This window comes from Anabaena sp. EIM26 (assembly GCF_057568715.1).
The window spans coordinates 5,916,941-5,931,318 of the sequence record NZ_CM172472.1 but is presented as its reverse complement, the minus strand read 5'-3'; the positions used below and the strand labels follow the sequence as shown (position 1 = coordinate 5,931,318).

The following is a 14,378-nucleotide window of genomic DNA, read 5'->3' as shown; positions in this document are numbered from 1 at the left end:
CTTTAGTCAAAGGAAAAATATATGCTTTTTTGGTTAACATTTATCCAGGCTTTACCAACTGTTGACATACCGGAATTGCCATCAGTTCAGTTACAGACAAAGCAGCAAAATACCGCCTTACTTAATCATAATTTCCCTCTAACAACTCAACCGAGTTTAGCGCAAATTAATGGGGGTTTAGTATTTCCCGGTATCATTGTTACTTTAGTTTTACTGCTGTTATTAAGCTTATTTGCTTACACGAGAGTTTATGTTGTTACACCCAACAACGAAGCCTTTGTTAGAACGGGGGGATTATTTACTAAAAAGAAATCGGTGATTCTCTATGGTGGTTGCATTGTTTTACCAGGGTTTCATCAATTAACAAGAGTACCTTTACGGGAAATTTCTATTGATGTCGAACGGACTGGAAAAATGGCTGTGCGTACCAAAGATTATCTGAGAGCAGATATCAGAGTTACTTTTTATGTGTGTATTAATGCCTCCGAAGATGATGTTTTAACAGCGGCTGCGAGACTGTCTCAAAATGGTACTAAAATTAATCCTGAGGACATCAAAAATGCTTTAGAAAAAAGAGCAGATGATGCAATTAGAGCCGCAGCTAAAACCAAGGATTTGGCAGAAATTGATTCTGATAAATTGGGGTTCGCTCAGGAAGTGCTGAATTTAGTGGGAACAGATTTAAAGAAAGTGGGATTAACGCTCAATAATATTGCAATTTCGGAAATATTAGAAAGTGTCACTTATGATCCTGATAATTTCTTTGATGCTCAAGGTGTACGCTTGCGAACCGAAATTATTCAACGTTCAGTTCAACAAAAACGGGAAGTTGAGTTATCAGCACAGGTGACAATTGAGCAAAAAGAATTGGATGCTCAAAAAAGATCATTACAAATTGCCCAAGAACAAGAAAGTGCTAAACTATCTCAGAAGCTGCAAGTAGAAGCACTCAAAGCGCAGCGAGAAAGGGAAATTCAAGAGTCTAAAGATAGAGAAGCTGCAACGGTACAACGTACCAAAATTTTGCAGGCAAAATCAGTGGAAGAAGAAGAAATTCGCAAAAAATTATCTCTACAACAAAGCCAAATCGAAGCTGATATTACTTTAGAAGAACGGAATAAGCAGCTAAAAGTAGCACAATCATTACAGAAACAAGAAGCGGAACTAGCAGAGATTATCCGTCAGCAAAGTGTAGAATCTAGTAAGTTACAAGCACAGGTACAGATAGTTGAGTCACAGAGATTAGCAAGAATAGCTCAAGAAGATCTAGCAATTGCGATCGCTAATAAAAAACGTGAAAGCTTTGTTGCACAAGCAGAACAAGCTAAAGCAGAGGAATCTGTCAAAACAGCTAGTGAAGTCGAAAAAGCTGAACGTACCAAACGCTTATCTATTATAGCCGCAGAACGGGAAGCTCAAGAACGCAGTATTAGCGATCGCAACGTTGTAGAAATCGACGCTTTCCGTCGTCGTCGTCAAGCTGAGATTGCTCAAGAAGCCGCAGAATTAGAAGCGGAAGCAATTCGCACTCTTGCAGATGCTAACCGAGATAAAGCCTTAGCGGAAGCGGAGGGTATTCAAGCCAAAATTGCGGCTGAAAACACGATTAGTAACGCTAATCTGAGTGCTAAGATGCTAACGACTATCTGGCCAGAATTAGCGGATAAACTACCAGAAATTGTCTCTGCTTTAGCACCACAACCAGGAGTGTTAGGAGATACTCGTATTTACTCATTCCCTGGGGCAAATGGGACTAGTGGTAGTCAAGATATCAACAAGTTGCTTCTATCTACGAGTGGTTTATCTTTGATTAATACCTTGTTAGATGAAGGTAAATTAGGGGATTTAATTGGCCAAGTCAGTCAAATGGTACGTGGTAATAACTCAGCCATCACACCAACCCTCAACCAACAAGATACAGAAATTAATTGATAATTCGTAATTCGTAATTGAGCTTACGGCTTCCGTAAGGAATACGTAATTGAATAAGAATTATAAATTAGGAATTTTTAAGCAGCAGCCATTTCTTGCACGAGGACGTAAGGTTCAATGATCAGGGCATGAAATCGCTTGCTACGATTGCCATTCCACTCTCCTACCTGATCTACAGAGGGTTTGGCAATCAATTGCTGATCAATCCACTGTTGCACTGAGGGAATGTTATCACCTGCGATCGCAACTGCGACATCTAATAAGTCCAAGCCATCTGTCACCACAATCACTGCATCCCTTTGCACATGGGGGATTAGCCAATCCCATTCTGCTTCATCAAGGTTTTGTTTTAATTCTGCTCTTAAATCCGACATAATTCCCGACTTTGTACTTGTAATCTTGATTTTACATGATTTATCAAATCGAGCAAAATAATTTTGATCCGAATCCTAGAAATCATAAATAAATTATTAAACATTCTAATTAATTGCCAATAGCTAAATTTCTGATTTCATTTCCTCAATTTCCAATAGAGCTACAATTATTCCCGCAATGGGAATAGAAATAAAAATACCAAGTAAACCTGCCACCCTAGCACCAACTAATAAAGAGAAAAACACTATTACAGGGTTTAAATTCATTGTTCCTTGCATAACTCTTGGAGCAATTAAGTTATCTTGAATTTGCTGGAGAATCACACAAGCTATCAATACTTTTAATGCTAACCAAGGATTTTGTGCTAAAACAATTAAAGTAATTGAAGCAACTCCTAATGTTGCCCCTATGCCTGGAATCATATCTAAAATGCCTACTATCAAAGATAGCAATAAAGCAAAAGGGACATTCAAAAATAAAAAAACTATGAAGGTTGAACTTGTCAAAAATAAAGTTAATAGTAATTGACCACGAAAAAAACCTAAAAAACTGCGTCTGATAATATTGGTAAATCTTTGACGACGATTTGGTGGAACTATTTTAATAATAAAATTCCATAGTTTTTGTCCATCAAGTAACATGAAAAAAGCGATAACAGCAATAAAGATAAAAGTGATAAAATTAGTTAGTATACCTTGTAAAATAGCCAAAGTTGTAACCAATGTTGATATAGCTTGATCCCGGAGTTGAGTTTCAATTATACTTAAATCTATCTGTAAATTACGAGTTTGCAGAAATTCTTCTATTCGTTCTATTAAAGGAACTAAAGAAGTTAAAAAACTTGAAATACTATCTATTAATTGTTGTCCTTGAGATAAAACTGTTAAGCCTACAGTAATAATTAGTACTCCAATGATCAGAATACTCGCTAAAAAAACTCCAATGACTGCTACGGTATGAGGTAAAAAACGTCGGAGAAAGTCTACAGGATAGTTGAGTAAAAAAGCCAAAATTGCAGCGAATGAAAAAACCACAATCACTGCTTGAAAATAATCCAAGAGTTGGACAATAGCCCAACCAGAAGCAATTAAAAGTAAAAAGCGAACTAAGACTAAATTATTTAGTCTCTGCCATAAATTTTTGGCTTCAAAGCCACTCATATCAATTTTGGATTTTGGATTTTGGATTTTAGACAGGACTTACGCAACTGACACATTGGTAAACAATACTGTTCGGTTAAGTATTTTCGTAGGTTGGGTTGTAGGTGGCTTTAGAGGATGTTTGAAAAGTTTAGGGACGTATAATTTGTCATTCTGTTCGCGTTCACGTAGTGTGCCGTAGGCATAGCGTGGCGTTAGCCATGTGGAGTCTTACGCAACGAAGAATCTGGAGTTTAGCCCACATACTGAGATGCTACGTTCCTCAGCATGACATGGAAGGAGACTTTTCAAACACCCTCTTAGTCCTATTAGATTATCAAACACTCACAGAATCAGATTTTGCAAGCTTTATCTATGACGATTATTTTTTCAATTTTTCTAACTAACTATAGTGCTGAAGTTAAAACTATATACAATTACAGAATTGTTCGCTACATCCTTAAAGCATATTCCTTAGTGGATACATACTGTCTGCACTATTAAAATTCATAATCCAAAATCTCAAATTGCTATTATCGCCCTAAATCGTGCATTTCATTAATTACAGTCGCACATTTTTGTGTCATCGCTTCTAATTCTTGTTTATTAGTAGAATTAGGCGCATCAATTACTTTACCAATTCTGACAGTAATGGGAACTGCACGAGGAAGAGATGAACCAGGTTGCAAAATCTTGTCAGTACCCCATAAACTCACTGGTAAAAAAGGTACTTTTGCTTTTCCTGCTAATAATGCTGCGCCTTTTTTGGGGTCAGTAATGCGACCATCTGGAGTACGTGTACCTTCTAGAAAAACACCTACAGCCCAGCCATTATCAAGGCACTCTAGAGCCGCACGAATAGCCGCACGGTCAGCACTACCCCGACTCACGGGATAAGCACCATACAATTTAATCGCTTGTGCTAAAACTGGCACTTTGAACAATTCTTCCTTAGCCATGTACGCTACGGGACGACGTACACAATTAGAAACAATTGGTGGGTCAAAGTAACTAGCATGATTGCTAACTACTAGCAACGGCCCAGTTTGGGGGACATTTTCCACGCCATAAATTTTGATACGAAAGTAAGTATGCAGCATGGGACTAACTACAGACCACTTAAAAGCGTAGTAAAGTGCCAGACTGATAAAAGGTTCGCGTTCTCTGGTCACGGAGGATAATTTAAAGGAGACTAAGGTCTAGGATAAGCGATCGCGATCGCTTTTCGTCAGTCAACCGTATCATTTAGGATTACTATTCTCACTCAGAGGATTTGTACCTGTGATGAGACAGTCTACGGACTTGTTTCCAGACCAGTCTGTGAAGGTGGTGTCATCTTTGTAATGGCGGGGTGTTTGGAGCATTAATTGCCATGCTTGACCAGCATTCAACAAATTGAAACGCTCAGGGTAATGTGTTTGTAATAATGCTTGCACTATTGGCGCATAATCTGAATTTATGCCAGGAAAAATGTGATGTTCAGTATGATAAGAAAAGTTGAAATGTAATAAATCAAATAGTTTGGGAACTCGAATAGAGAGACTATTGATCAGAGGATCATTTACACTTGTCATTTGACACAACATATGATTCGTATAGATATAAAATATCAGACCTGCATAGCCTATCCAAATGGGTAAAAAGTAGCTCAGAAGAAGTTTGATGGGATGGAATTCCAGGTAAGTTAAGATGCTTGCATGGATTCCGACGATAATTAATAATTCTAGAGCGATTGCCCGTCGTTCTTTCTCGCTAACTGTAAAAGCCACTACAGGATATTGGGCTTTACCATTGTTAAATAACAAAACTGAGGTCAAGTTACGAAATGTGTGAACTCCCCAAGCATGACCCATACCGATAGTCAATAAAATAGGATTAACTTCAGCGGAGGGTACAAAAGCATTCTGAATCCATTTACCCCAATTTTTGGGTTGGGTGTCTAAATAATTGCGATCTGGATCTTGCAAAGAATTGGTCTTATTGTGATGCTCTCGATTGTGTACTGCCTTCCATAAAGTAGGAGGCATCCATAACATTGTTAATCCCAATAGACTAGTTACTTGTCTCAACCGGGGATTTTTAATGCTGCGACTGTGGAGCAAATCGTGGGTACTAAAAAGGAGAACAATCACACTATTACCCATCACTAATGCTAGTGGCAAATAAAGCCAGAGCAAATACCAATTCCAATCATCAAGGTGATTTGCAATTCCCCAACCAAGCATCAAAATTGCTAAATTAATTAGCAGAATCCAGACTTTATTTGTATCAGGTAAAAATGCCTCTGCTGGAAGTAAAGGACGCAGCTTTTTTACATAGTCTGCTTGCGTCATCCAAATTGTTTGATCAACAGTATTCATGAATGTTGTTAGTTTGGTTTGAAGGGTTATTACGCCATTTTTTGAGCAGTTTTAAGGAAGTGTCAGGTTGATTTTTTGGCGTTATCTGACTGAAACCCTTAACAAATTAATGGAGATAAATTCAAAAAAATTTATCAAGTCAATTTTTAAACAGCAAAAAAAGTAACATAACTTTTGGTTGTCAGACAGCATTTTAATACATACTCATTAATTTTGACTACATATCCAGAATTATTGTAGGTATTTTTAAGCCTTTATTTTCTTTCTGTACTCCAAGAGAGCTAATACTAAAACTCCACTTATTACAGCGAAGCTAGATGTCAATATTATTTTGAATAAATCTGACATATTGCTCCCTATTTGAAGAAACAGTTTCTATGGAGTTTTTAATTGTAAATTAATTAATTCTAAACAGGCAAATCAGCAGCATTACGAACGTTTTCTAAACTTAATCCAGCAGCAGTGCGTTTAATTAAACCTGTTAAAACATTACCTGGACCAATTTCTACAACTCGCTTAATCCCATTTTCTGGTAATTGTAGAGAAATTTCTCTCCACCGAACTGAACCTGTCATTTGTTGAGAAAGGCGTTGTTTGATTATATCAGCATCCACGGTGGGAAGAGGTTCTACATTAGACAAAACTGGGAGAACGGCTGACTGAAAAATTACTGAGTCAAGAATTTCTTGAAATTCTGTGGAAGCTGCTGTCATTAAATGTGAATGAAATGCACCTGAAACTTTTAAAGGAATGGCACGTTTGGCTTTGACTTGCGACATAACAGCCTGTACACCATCTGGAGTCCCAGAAATGACGACTTGAGCCGGACTATTATCATTTGCTAAAACTACATCAGGTGTATTGTTAATAACTTGTTCTAATTGTTCGCGGTCAAAGTTCATCAGTGCGGCCATCATTCCACCGGCAGAGTTATCCATGATTTCTGCCCGACGTTTAACCAAGTGTAAACCCGTAGACCAATCAAAAACGCCAGCAATATAAAGGGCTATGTATTCTCCTAAACTATGACCAGCGACTAAATCTGGTTTTTGTCCCTTTTCTCTTAATAAATCAGCGAGAATACTTTCTATGACGTAAAGAAGAGGTTGGGTATAAAGTGTGCGTGATAGTTTTTCTTCGTCATTTTTACAGATATCTATAACAGACCAGCCCAAAATTTCCTCAGCTTGGGCAAATTTTTCTTGAGCAGATGGTATTTCTAGTAGATCCATTCCCATACCCAAGGTTTGCGAACCTTGTCCGGGAAACACCCATGCAGTTTTAGTCATTGATAAACGGTGATTGGTGATTGGTGTTGGCGGTAGCCTGCCGTTAGGCATATGGTGATTGGTGTTGGCGGTAGCCTGCCGTTAGGCATATGGTAATTGGTGTTGGCGGTAGCCTGCCGTTAGGCATATGGTGATTGGTAATTAGTAATTGCTTATCCCTTCCTTCTCTACTTCTGTCACCTGTTACCTGTCACCTATTGCTATCTTCCCCATTGAAAAATTGCTGCACCCCAGCTTAGACCTGCTCCAAAGCCGGAGGTAGCAATGATATCATTGGATTTAATTTTTCCTTCTCGCACTGCTTCGTCTAATGCTAGGGGAATAGAAGCAGCTGAGGTGTTGCCATAGTTGGCGACGTTACTTATTAATTTATGTGCTGGAATATTTAAACGGTCAGCTACTGCATTAATAATCCGCTGATTTGCTTGATGTAATAAGAGCCAATCTATGTGATCAACGGTGAGATTAGCTGCAAATAAGGCTTTGTCTATAACTTCTGGCACTTTTTGGACAGCGAAGCGGTAGACTTCTTTGCCGTTCATGCTGATGGGTTGATAAGTTCCTTTGGTAACATTGATACCTGGACTCAATTCTTGAGTAGAACCTTCATAAGCAAGGTTGAGGTAATGATTTTGAGTGCCATCACTTTTCAGAGAAAATCCTAATAAGCGATCGCTCTTATTAGCCTGTAACACGACTGCCCCTGCACCATCACCGAACAATATACAAGTGCGTCGGTCTTGCCAATCTACCCAACGAGAGAGGATATCGCCCCCAATCAAGAGTACATTCTGATAGACACCTGTTCTGATATATTGGGCTGCTGTGACTAGTCCAAATACAAAGCCGGAACAGGCTGCTGTTAAATCAAAGGCAACTGCTTTAATTGCACCTAATTCAGCTTGAATTCGGCAAGCACTACCAAATAAATCATCAGGCGTAGAAGTTGCCAGCAAAATTAAATCAATATCCTCTGCTTTAATCCCTGCTGCTGCAATAGCCTGCCTACCGGCAGTGGTAGCAAGTACAGTTAATGACTCTGGTGGCAAAGCTAACCGCCGTTGACTAATTCCTGTTCTTGTAGTAATCCACTCATCTGATGTTTCTACCAGTTGAGTTAGTAATTTATTATCTAAGGTAGTTGCTGGTACTGCCGAGCCACTGCCTGTAATTGCTATACCGTTAAACATTGGCACTCCTAATCTCCCCAGCTATCAGTATTTTTGTCAATTGTCAGTTGTCATAAATCAGTTGTAGTTTTTACCAGCATAAATGACAAATGACTAATGACAAATAACTCTTCAGCTAATCGCTTTCACTCTGTAGAATTTGATATTGGGACTGAAGTCTTTGCAGTACCTGATTATCTACAGCTTCTTTAGCCATGCGAATAGCACTAAAAATTGAAGGCGCTTGAGAACTACCGTGACCGATAAAACAAATTCCGTCTACGCCTAAAAGTAAAGCACCACCATGTTCGGCGTGATCCATGCGCTGTTTAACACGCTTGAGGTTGGGTTTTAAAATTGCCGTCCCGATTTGACCGTGTAATCCTTGGGGTAATTCTTCGCGCAGAATTTGTAGAATTACTCCTCCGACTGCTTCGGCGAATTTTAATACTACATTACCGACAAAGCCATCACAGACAATGACATCAAACTCACCGGATAAAATATCACGCCCTTCAGCATTACCAGTAAAATTAATTTGGGTATTTTCCTTTAACATTTGGTGGGCGCGGAGAACGACTTCATTACCTTTGGTGTCTTCTTCGCCGATATTCAATAAACCTATTTTGGGTTCTTCTGTACCCAAAACATACTGGCTATAAATCGACCCCATGACAGCAAACTGCTCTAAAAACTTAGGACGACAGTCTACATTAGCGCCGACATCAAGTATCAATACTGGCTTACCTGCTTTGATTGTCGGAAATACTGTGCCAATAGCTGGACGGTCAATTCCTGGCAGTCTTCCTAAGCGAAGCAAAGCTGATGCCATTGCTGCCCCAGAGTGACCGGCAGAGAATACAGCATCTGCTTGCTGTTTTTTGACTAAATCCATTGCTACATTGATGGAAGCCTTGCGTTTGCGTCTGACTGCATTTAAAGGTTCCTCATCCATAGCGATCGCTTCCTCAGCAGAAACAATCTCTAAATCCATCATATTTGTTTTTGGCGGCATAGCAGCTTCAATTTGTTGGGGATCACCTACCAACAATATTTTTACACCCAATTCTTCCCGCGCCCGCAGTGCGCCAGCGACGATTTCGTTGGGTGCGTGATCCCCTCCCATAGCGTCAATTGCGATCCTTACACCAGTCGATCCCATTGCTCCAAGCTCAAAGAAACCTTACAAATTTTATCAGATTGCAATACTTAAAAATTCAAAATTATCAAAAAGGCATAAGAAACTGAATTTTTTCTGCAACTAAGGAAATTAGGTAAACATTAGTTTGCTCAAATTCCGCTTGTAAACGACTATCAACCAGTTTTATAGACAATCTTATTTATTAAGTAATTTCACTGATAAAACTTAACAAAAGTTAACCAACTATTCTCAGGGTGAAATGAAAAATGAGATTCCCGAATTTTTTGAGAAATCGGGAATATGAAAAATTCTATCAACTTCTGGGAGTTTGCGCGTCTAACCAAGTAATTAAATCAAATACTTCTGAAAAATCTAAAAATTCTTCTCCCAATATTTCTAATTTATCAGTAGATAATAAGCGACTTCGTTCCATTATTGGTGAATCTATGACACCAAAACGGCGATTTAATTAACGATTCAAGAATCGAAAAGCTTCTTTTTGTTCACCCTTTTGCAAAATATCCTCACTCAATAATTAACGAATTAGATTTTTCTCGAATCGTAAACCTGCTCATGATAGGAAAAGCTGTTCTACGAGATATCAGTTGTATTTTTTTTGAGGAATGTGGCTTAAACTCAACTAAATCTGTTCAAGGACAACAAACATTAGATTTCCCTGAATTTAAATAAAATTAAAACAAACATTTATTGAGATACAGCAGTTTGCATAGTTAGGAGATACAAAATCTAAGTTTAAACCTATACACAAAGCAAGTTTTACTTCTGATTCCTGACTCCTGAATTCCGCTGTAAATGATATCCCATTGTGAGGATATTCTCAGGAAAGCCTTGCGATACCTTCAGTCAGCTATGCGATCGCATTTTTATCTCTTTTTTTAGTCAAGGCGGAGCCTTATATAATTCATTCCCATACAGAGTATGGGAACGAGAAACCGAGAGAACTAACTCAAAACCCAACTAACCAAAGTTCTCACACCAAAACCGGTTGCACCTGCACCGTTATAGCCATTTTCTTTATCAGCCCACACTGGCCCAGCGATATCTAAATGCGCCCAAGGGGTATCCTTAACAAACTGTTTGAGAAATAAAGCCGCAGTAATAGAACCACCATAACGGGGGGTGTTTTTCATATCGGCAATTCCCGATTTCAACCCATCAAAATATTTGTCTTCCATTGGCATCCGCCAAATTTTTTCGCCGCCAGCTTCAGAGGCTATTTGCAGTTGGGAAGCTACAGCGTCATCTGGTGTAAATAAGCCGGCAATATCATCACCTAAAGCCACCACACAAGCACCTGTGAGAGTTGCTAAATCAACGATCGCATCTACTCCCAATTTATCAGCATAAACCAAGGCATCAGCCAAGGTTAAACGCCCTTCTGCATCGGTGTTGTTGACTTCGATTGTTTTGCCATTAGAAGCGGTTAAGATGTCTCCTGGGCGCATAGCGCGACCGCTAATCATGTTTTCCGTAACGGCAGAAATAAAGTGAACTTCCACATCTGGTTTTAACTGACCAATGGCTTTAGCTGCACCGAGAGTAGCTGCTGCACCACCCATATCCATTTTCATGGTTTCAATGCCGCTACCTGCACCTTTAATGTTCAAACCACCAGAATCAAAGGTGACACCTTTACCGATAATTGCTAATTTGCGTTTTGGTGTTCCTGCTGGTTTGTAGGTGAGGTGAATAAATTTTGGTGGTAAATCAGAAGCTTGGGCGACTCCTAAAAATGCACCCATACCTAGTTTTTCACATTCTTCTTTTTCCAAGATTTGGATTTCTAAACCGTAATCTTTAGCGATCGCGATCGCAGTTTCTGCCATAGTAATGGGTGTAACAGCATTAGCCGGGGCTGCTACTAACTGTCTAGCCAAAATTACCCCAGAAACAATTTGCTCGGCACGGGTAATAGCTGCTTCTTGTCCCCCTAATCCCAATAAATCAATAGTTTCGATTTGGGGAGTTTTATCTTCCGGCTCTGATTTAAAGCGTGTATCTTGGTAAAGTGCTAGTTGTGTACCTTCAGCAATTGCTTGAGCCGTAGCAGTGGGATCATTGTTCCACACTGGTAAACTCATTCCCAGAGTTTTGGTTTTTTGCTTTTTAGCAGTTCGCGCCACTGTAGCTGCAACACGGCGTAAAGTTTCTAGCTTCAGCGCCTCTGGTTTACCTAAACCGACCAAAATTACTTTCCGCACTGAATGACCAGCACCTACCCGCATCACAAGAGTGCTATTGAGCTTACCAGTAAATTCTTCTTCCGCAATCAGTTCTTTTAAAATTCCGCCGCATTTCTCATCTAGAGTTGCCAAATCACCTGTTAACTCTACTGCATCTTCAAATAAAGCGATCGCTAAAGTATCACCTGTCCAATCTAATAAAGCTGTATTTGTAGGTTGAATCGTCATTTTTGTAATGTTCTGTAAACTTTCCTTACTTGTACCAGTATTGCTCAAAATTTCCAGGGTGTGGGGACTCCTGTTAAGATAATCCCTATTAGGGATTGAAACTAACCTATCCTGGCAAAATCTTTATTGGAGATTGAAAACCTGTGTTGAACATCACAAACACCAAGTTAAGCTTTTCCAGCAATAATTCTCTTGGTGAAAATGAAGCGATGAGAGAAATTGCTTACAGTATGGACTTATTGATTCCTGGATTATACTTATGGCTACCAGGAACACATATTCGGATTGGTGGTGCTGTTCCTGACGATGAACCTTACAGATATCCAGGCAAGATTCACAGCAGAATAGGCATTGCTTTAGTATTACCAGGTTACAAGATTTTTACATCATATCAGGGAACTTATGACTCATTTGGAGAGGAGTTGAGAAAAGGATAGGTTAGTAAGGTACAAGATATTCATAACGTACCAGCCTACCTATGACTCTCAACAAGCATCAAATACAGGGACTACCAAAGTTAAAATGTCAAACTTTATCAATACCCAAGGGTAGAATCTATTTATAGTCCTGACAAGAAAATAGTTATCACGGCTTACCATGTATAAGTTTTGTCCCTAAAATTCAAAATTTTAATAAATTAATTTCTATAAATTCCTTTACAGTTTTTTTTAATCACCATGACCGAAATCACAGCCAACTATGATGAAACCTGGAAAGAAGTAATAGGAGACTATTTTGAGTCATTTATAACTTTCTTTTATCCAGAACTTCATCAACAAATTGATTGGACGAAGAACCCTGTTTCTCTAGATAAAGAATTAGAACAGATTACCGCATCTGCGGAAACAAAAAATCGCCACGCTGATAAATTATTCCAAGTGTGGTTATTAGATAATCAAGAACTTTGGATATTAATTCATGTAGAAGTACAAAGTCAATATGACAAAGAATTTGCACAAAGGATGTTTATCTACAACTATCGAGCTTTTGATTTATATCAAAAACCAGTTGTTAGTTTAGCAATACTAGGAGATGAGACTAAAAATTGGCGACCCAATTCTTACCAATATGGTTTAGGAAATAGTCAACTGCTTTTTAACTTTTCTATTGTGAAACTCCTAGATTATCAGTGGGAAGACCTGGAGCAAAATAATAATGTTTTTGCTATAGTAGTAATGGCACATTTAAAGACTAAAGCCACTACGAGCAATTTATCAGCCAGAGAGCAGTGGAAATGGAATTTAGCCCGGTTACTTTATGAAAGAGGCTATAACCGTAAAGAAATTGCTGATTTGTATAAAGTCATTGATTTAATGATGGCTTTATCTGAAGAACTACAATCAGGTTTTGAAGAAAGATTAGCTAATTATCAGGAGGAACGAAAAATGCCCTTATTAACTAATATTGAAAGACGAGCGATAGAAAGAACGCAAAAACAAACTCGAAAACAAGATATTATCAAACTTTTGCAAGTCCGGTTTGGTAATATTCCAGAAAATCTAGTTGAAAAAATTAATCAAGTTGATGATACATCTTTGTCAGAACAGCTTCTGATATCAACAATTAGCGTTAATTCTTTGGAAGAGTTTCAACAGCTAATTAACTCTAATTTGCCAGCAACAGAATAAAAGTTTTTAGTTGGTTTGGGGAAAAATTAGAGATTTTCTCTTCCCCTTTATCCCTTAACCAACAAGTATTGCGCCGACTCATATCTTAAATTCTAGTAACATGACTGTGTTTTACAATTTCTACAAATTCATTATCTTTAAGAATTTCATACAGATTTACATTTTCCTCTAACAAGCAAGCATGACCGCTATCGGGTAAGATTACATTTTGAGAATTAGGTAAAATATTATCTAACCGTTCTACCTCACTCACAGAAGGTAACAAGCGATCGCTCCCCCCAGCAATAAGTAAAATCTGTTGCGTTAGCCGTTGTAATCTTTCTTCTTCAACTTGAAACTCACGCAACAACGATAAACGCCAATTTACTGTTTCTGCGGGTAAAGAACGCATAGTCCTGAGTAGTTCATGGCGATCGCTACTAGACATCCGGGATAACGATGCTAAAAATGGTAATAATCCCAATGCACCAACATCATAAAACCATGACGGTACAAAGTCTGTTAGTTGCGATAACGAGTTCAGCCAAGGACGCAGTTGAAACGCTGAAGCTGGATTAATTAAAATAATGCGTTTAAATAAATGTGGTGATTGGATAGCGACTTTCATAGCCAAACAACCGCCAAAAGACTCCCCACATAAGTAAACTGGACGGTGAGAGCTTTTTTCTAATTCCGCGTGAATCAAGTCTAAAACGTTCTTTGTTAACACCTCCCAGGTAGTAAGGTCTTGTCTGGGGATCGCCAAACAACGGACATCAAAGCCAATTTCTAACCCAGCAGTTTGCGATCGCAACAGTTGACCACTTCCATCCATTCCTGGTAAATAGACAAACAGCGGATATTCTGGTTGTATGCGTTTGGGAGTCAGGAAACAAGGTTTAAGTTCAACGTCTGCCATTTTACCAAGGTGTAT

12 protein-coding genes and 1 pseudogene are annotated in these 14,378 nt (G+C 38.7%); 3 read left to right on the top strand and 10 right to left on the bottom strand.

Annotated elements, in window-relative coordinates; genetic code table 11:
• Window positions 1-21: 21 nt before the first annotated feature.
• A complete protein-coding gene (locus AC012T_RS25755) occupies window positions 22-1,932 on the top strand; it encodes an SPFH domain-containing protein (RefSeq protein WP_487062042.1) in 1,911 nt (636 codons plus the stop codon).
• A gap of 77 nt (window positions 1,933-2,009) precedes the next feature.
• On the opposite strand, the gene AC012T_RS25750 is transcribed toward AC012T_RS25755, so the two are convergent.
• The 9 genes and pseudogenes from AC012T_RS25750 to AC012T_RS25710 form a co-directional block, all read right to left on the bottom strand.
• Window positions 2,010-2,306 (bottom strand): DUF2288 domain-containing protein, encoded by a 297-nt coding sequence (locus AC012T_RS25750; RefSeq protein ID WP_487062040.1) that lies wholly within the window; start codon window positions 2,304-2,306, stop codon window positions 2,010-2,012.
• 123 nt (window positions 2,307-2,429) lie between these two features.
• A complete protein-coding gene (locus tag AC012T_RS25745) occupies window positions 2,430-3,467 on the bottom strand; it encodes an AI-2E family transporter (RefSeq protein WP_487062038.1) in 1,038 nt (345 codons plus the stop codon).
• Window positions 3,468-3,979: 512 nt separating this feature from the next.
• The gene (locus tag AC012T_RS25740) at window positions 3,980-4,618 is read right to left on the bottom strand and encodes a lysophospholipid acyltransferase family protein (RefSeq protein ID WP_487062036.1); all 639 of its coding nucleotides are present in this window, start codon (window positions 4,616-4,618) and stop codon (window positions 3,980-3,982) included.
• A gap of 69 nt (window positions 4,619-4,687) precedes the next feature.
• A complete protein-coding gene (locus AC012T_RS25735) occupies window positions 4,688-5,806 on the bottom strand; it encodes a fatty acid desaturase family protein (RefSeq protein WP_487062034.1) in 1,119 nt (372 codons plus the stop codon).
• Window positions 5,807-6,213: 407 nt separating this feature from the next.
• Window positions 6,214-7,095: an ACP S-malonyltransferase gene (gene fabD, locus AC012T_RS25730; protein WP_487062032.1), complete on the bottom strand. Its 882-nt coding sequence runs from the start codon at window positions 7,093-7,095 to the stop codon at window positions 6,214-6,216.
• A 200-nt stretch (window positions 7,096-7,295) separates the two neighbouring features.
• Window positions 7,296-8,285 (bottom strand): beta-ketoacyl-ACP synthase III, encoded by a 990-nt coding sequence (locus AC012T_RS25725; RefSeq protein ID WP_487062030.1) that lies wholly within the window; start codon window positions 8,283-8,285, stop codon window positions 7,296-7,298.
• Between the two features lie 115 nt (window positions 8,286-8,400).
• Window positions 8,401-9,426, bottom strand: coding sequence for a phosphate acyltransferase PlsX (plsX, locus tag AC012T_RS25720; RefSeq protein ID WP_487062029.1), 1,026 nt, complete (start codon window positions 9,424-9,426; stop codon window positions 8,401-8,403).
• 292 nt (window positions 9,427-9,718) lie between these two features.
• Window positions 9,719-9,976: pseudogene (locus tag AC012T_RS25715) on the bottom strand (DUF4351 domain-containing protein); the annotation flags it as partial.
• Between the two features lie 391 nt (window positions 9,977-10,367).
• The gene (locus AC012T_RS25710) at window positions 10,368-11,837 is read right to left on the bottom strand and encodes a leucyl aminopeptidase (RefSeq protein WP_487062027.1); all 1,470 of its coding nucleotides are present in this window, start codon (window positions 11,835-11,837) and stop codon (window positions 10,368-10,370) included.
• Between the two features lie 143 nt (window positions 11,838-11,980).
• On the opposite strand from AC012T_RS25710, the gene AC012T_RS25705 reads away from it, so the two are divergent.
• Together AC012T_RS25705 and AC012T_RS25700 are read left to right on the top strand one after the other, a co-directional pair.
• Complete coding sequence (locus AC012T_RS25705; protein ID WP_487062025.1) at window positions 11,981-12,274, top strand: hypothetical protein; 294 nt, start codon at window positions 11,981-11,983, stop codon at window positions 12,272-12,274.
• 240 nt (window positions 12,275-12,514) lie between these two features.
• Window positions 12,515-13,465, top strand: coding sequence for an RpnC/YadD family protein (locus AC012T_RS25700; RefSeq protein ID WP_487062023.1), 951 nt, complete (start codon window positions 12,515-12,517; stop codon window positions 13,463-13,465).
• 85 nt (window positions 13,466-13,550) lie between these two features.
• Here AC012T_RS25700 and AC012T_RS25695 read toward each other — a convergent pair whose 3' ends face one another.
• Window positions 13,551-14,363 carry an alpha/beta fold hydrolase gene (locus AC012T_RS25695; RefSeq protein WP_487062021.1) on the bottom strand — a complete coding sequence of 271 codons (813 nt, stop codon included), beginning with the start codon at window positions 14,361-14,363 and terminating at the stop codon, window positions 13,551-13,553.
• Between the last annotated feature and the right edge of the window lie 15 nt (window positions 14,364-14,378).

Coding starts and splice junctions, on each gene's coding strand:
- AC012T_RS25755 (WP_487062042.1), top strand. CDS start 22: ATGCTTTTTTGGTTAACATTTATCCAGGCTTTACCAACTGTTGACATA.
- fabD (WP_487062032.1), bottom strand. CDS start 7,095: ATGACTAAAACTGCATGGGTGTTTCCCGGACAAGGTTCGCAAACCTTG.
- AC012T_RS25710 (WP_487062027.1), bottom strand. CDS start 11,837: ATGACGATTCAACCTACAAATACAGCTTTATTAGATTGGACAGGTGAT.
- AC012T_RS25725 (WP_487062030.1), bottom strand. CDS start 8,285: ATGTTTAACGGTATAGCAATTACAGGCAGTGGCTCGGCAGTACCAGCA.
- AC012T_RS25700 (WP_487062023.1), top strand. CDS start 12,515: ATGACCGAAATCACAGCCAACTATGATGAAACCTGGAAAGAAGTAATA.
- AC012T_RS25750 (WP_487062040.1), bottom strand. CDS start 2,306: ATGTCGGATTTAAGAGCAGAATTAAAACAAAACCTTGATGAAGCAGAA.
- AC012T_RS25735 (WP_487062034.1), bottom strand. CDS start 5,806: ATGAATACTGTTGATCAAACAATTTGGATGACGCAAGCAGACTATGTA.
- plsX (WP_487062029.1), bottom strand. CDS start 9,426: ATGGGATCGACTGGTGTAAGGATCGCAATTGACGCTATGGGAGGGGAT.
- AC012T_RS25745 (WP_487062038.1), bottom strand. CDS start 3,467: ATGAGTGGCTTTGAAGCCAAAAATTTATGGCAGAGACTAAATAATTTA.
- AC012T_RS25695 (WP_487062021.1), bottom strand. CDS start 14,363: ATGGCAGACGTTGAACTTAAACCTTGTTTCCTGACTCCCAAACGCATA.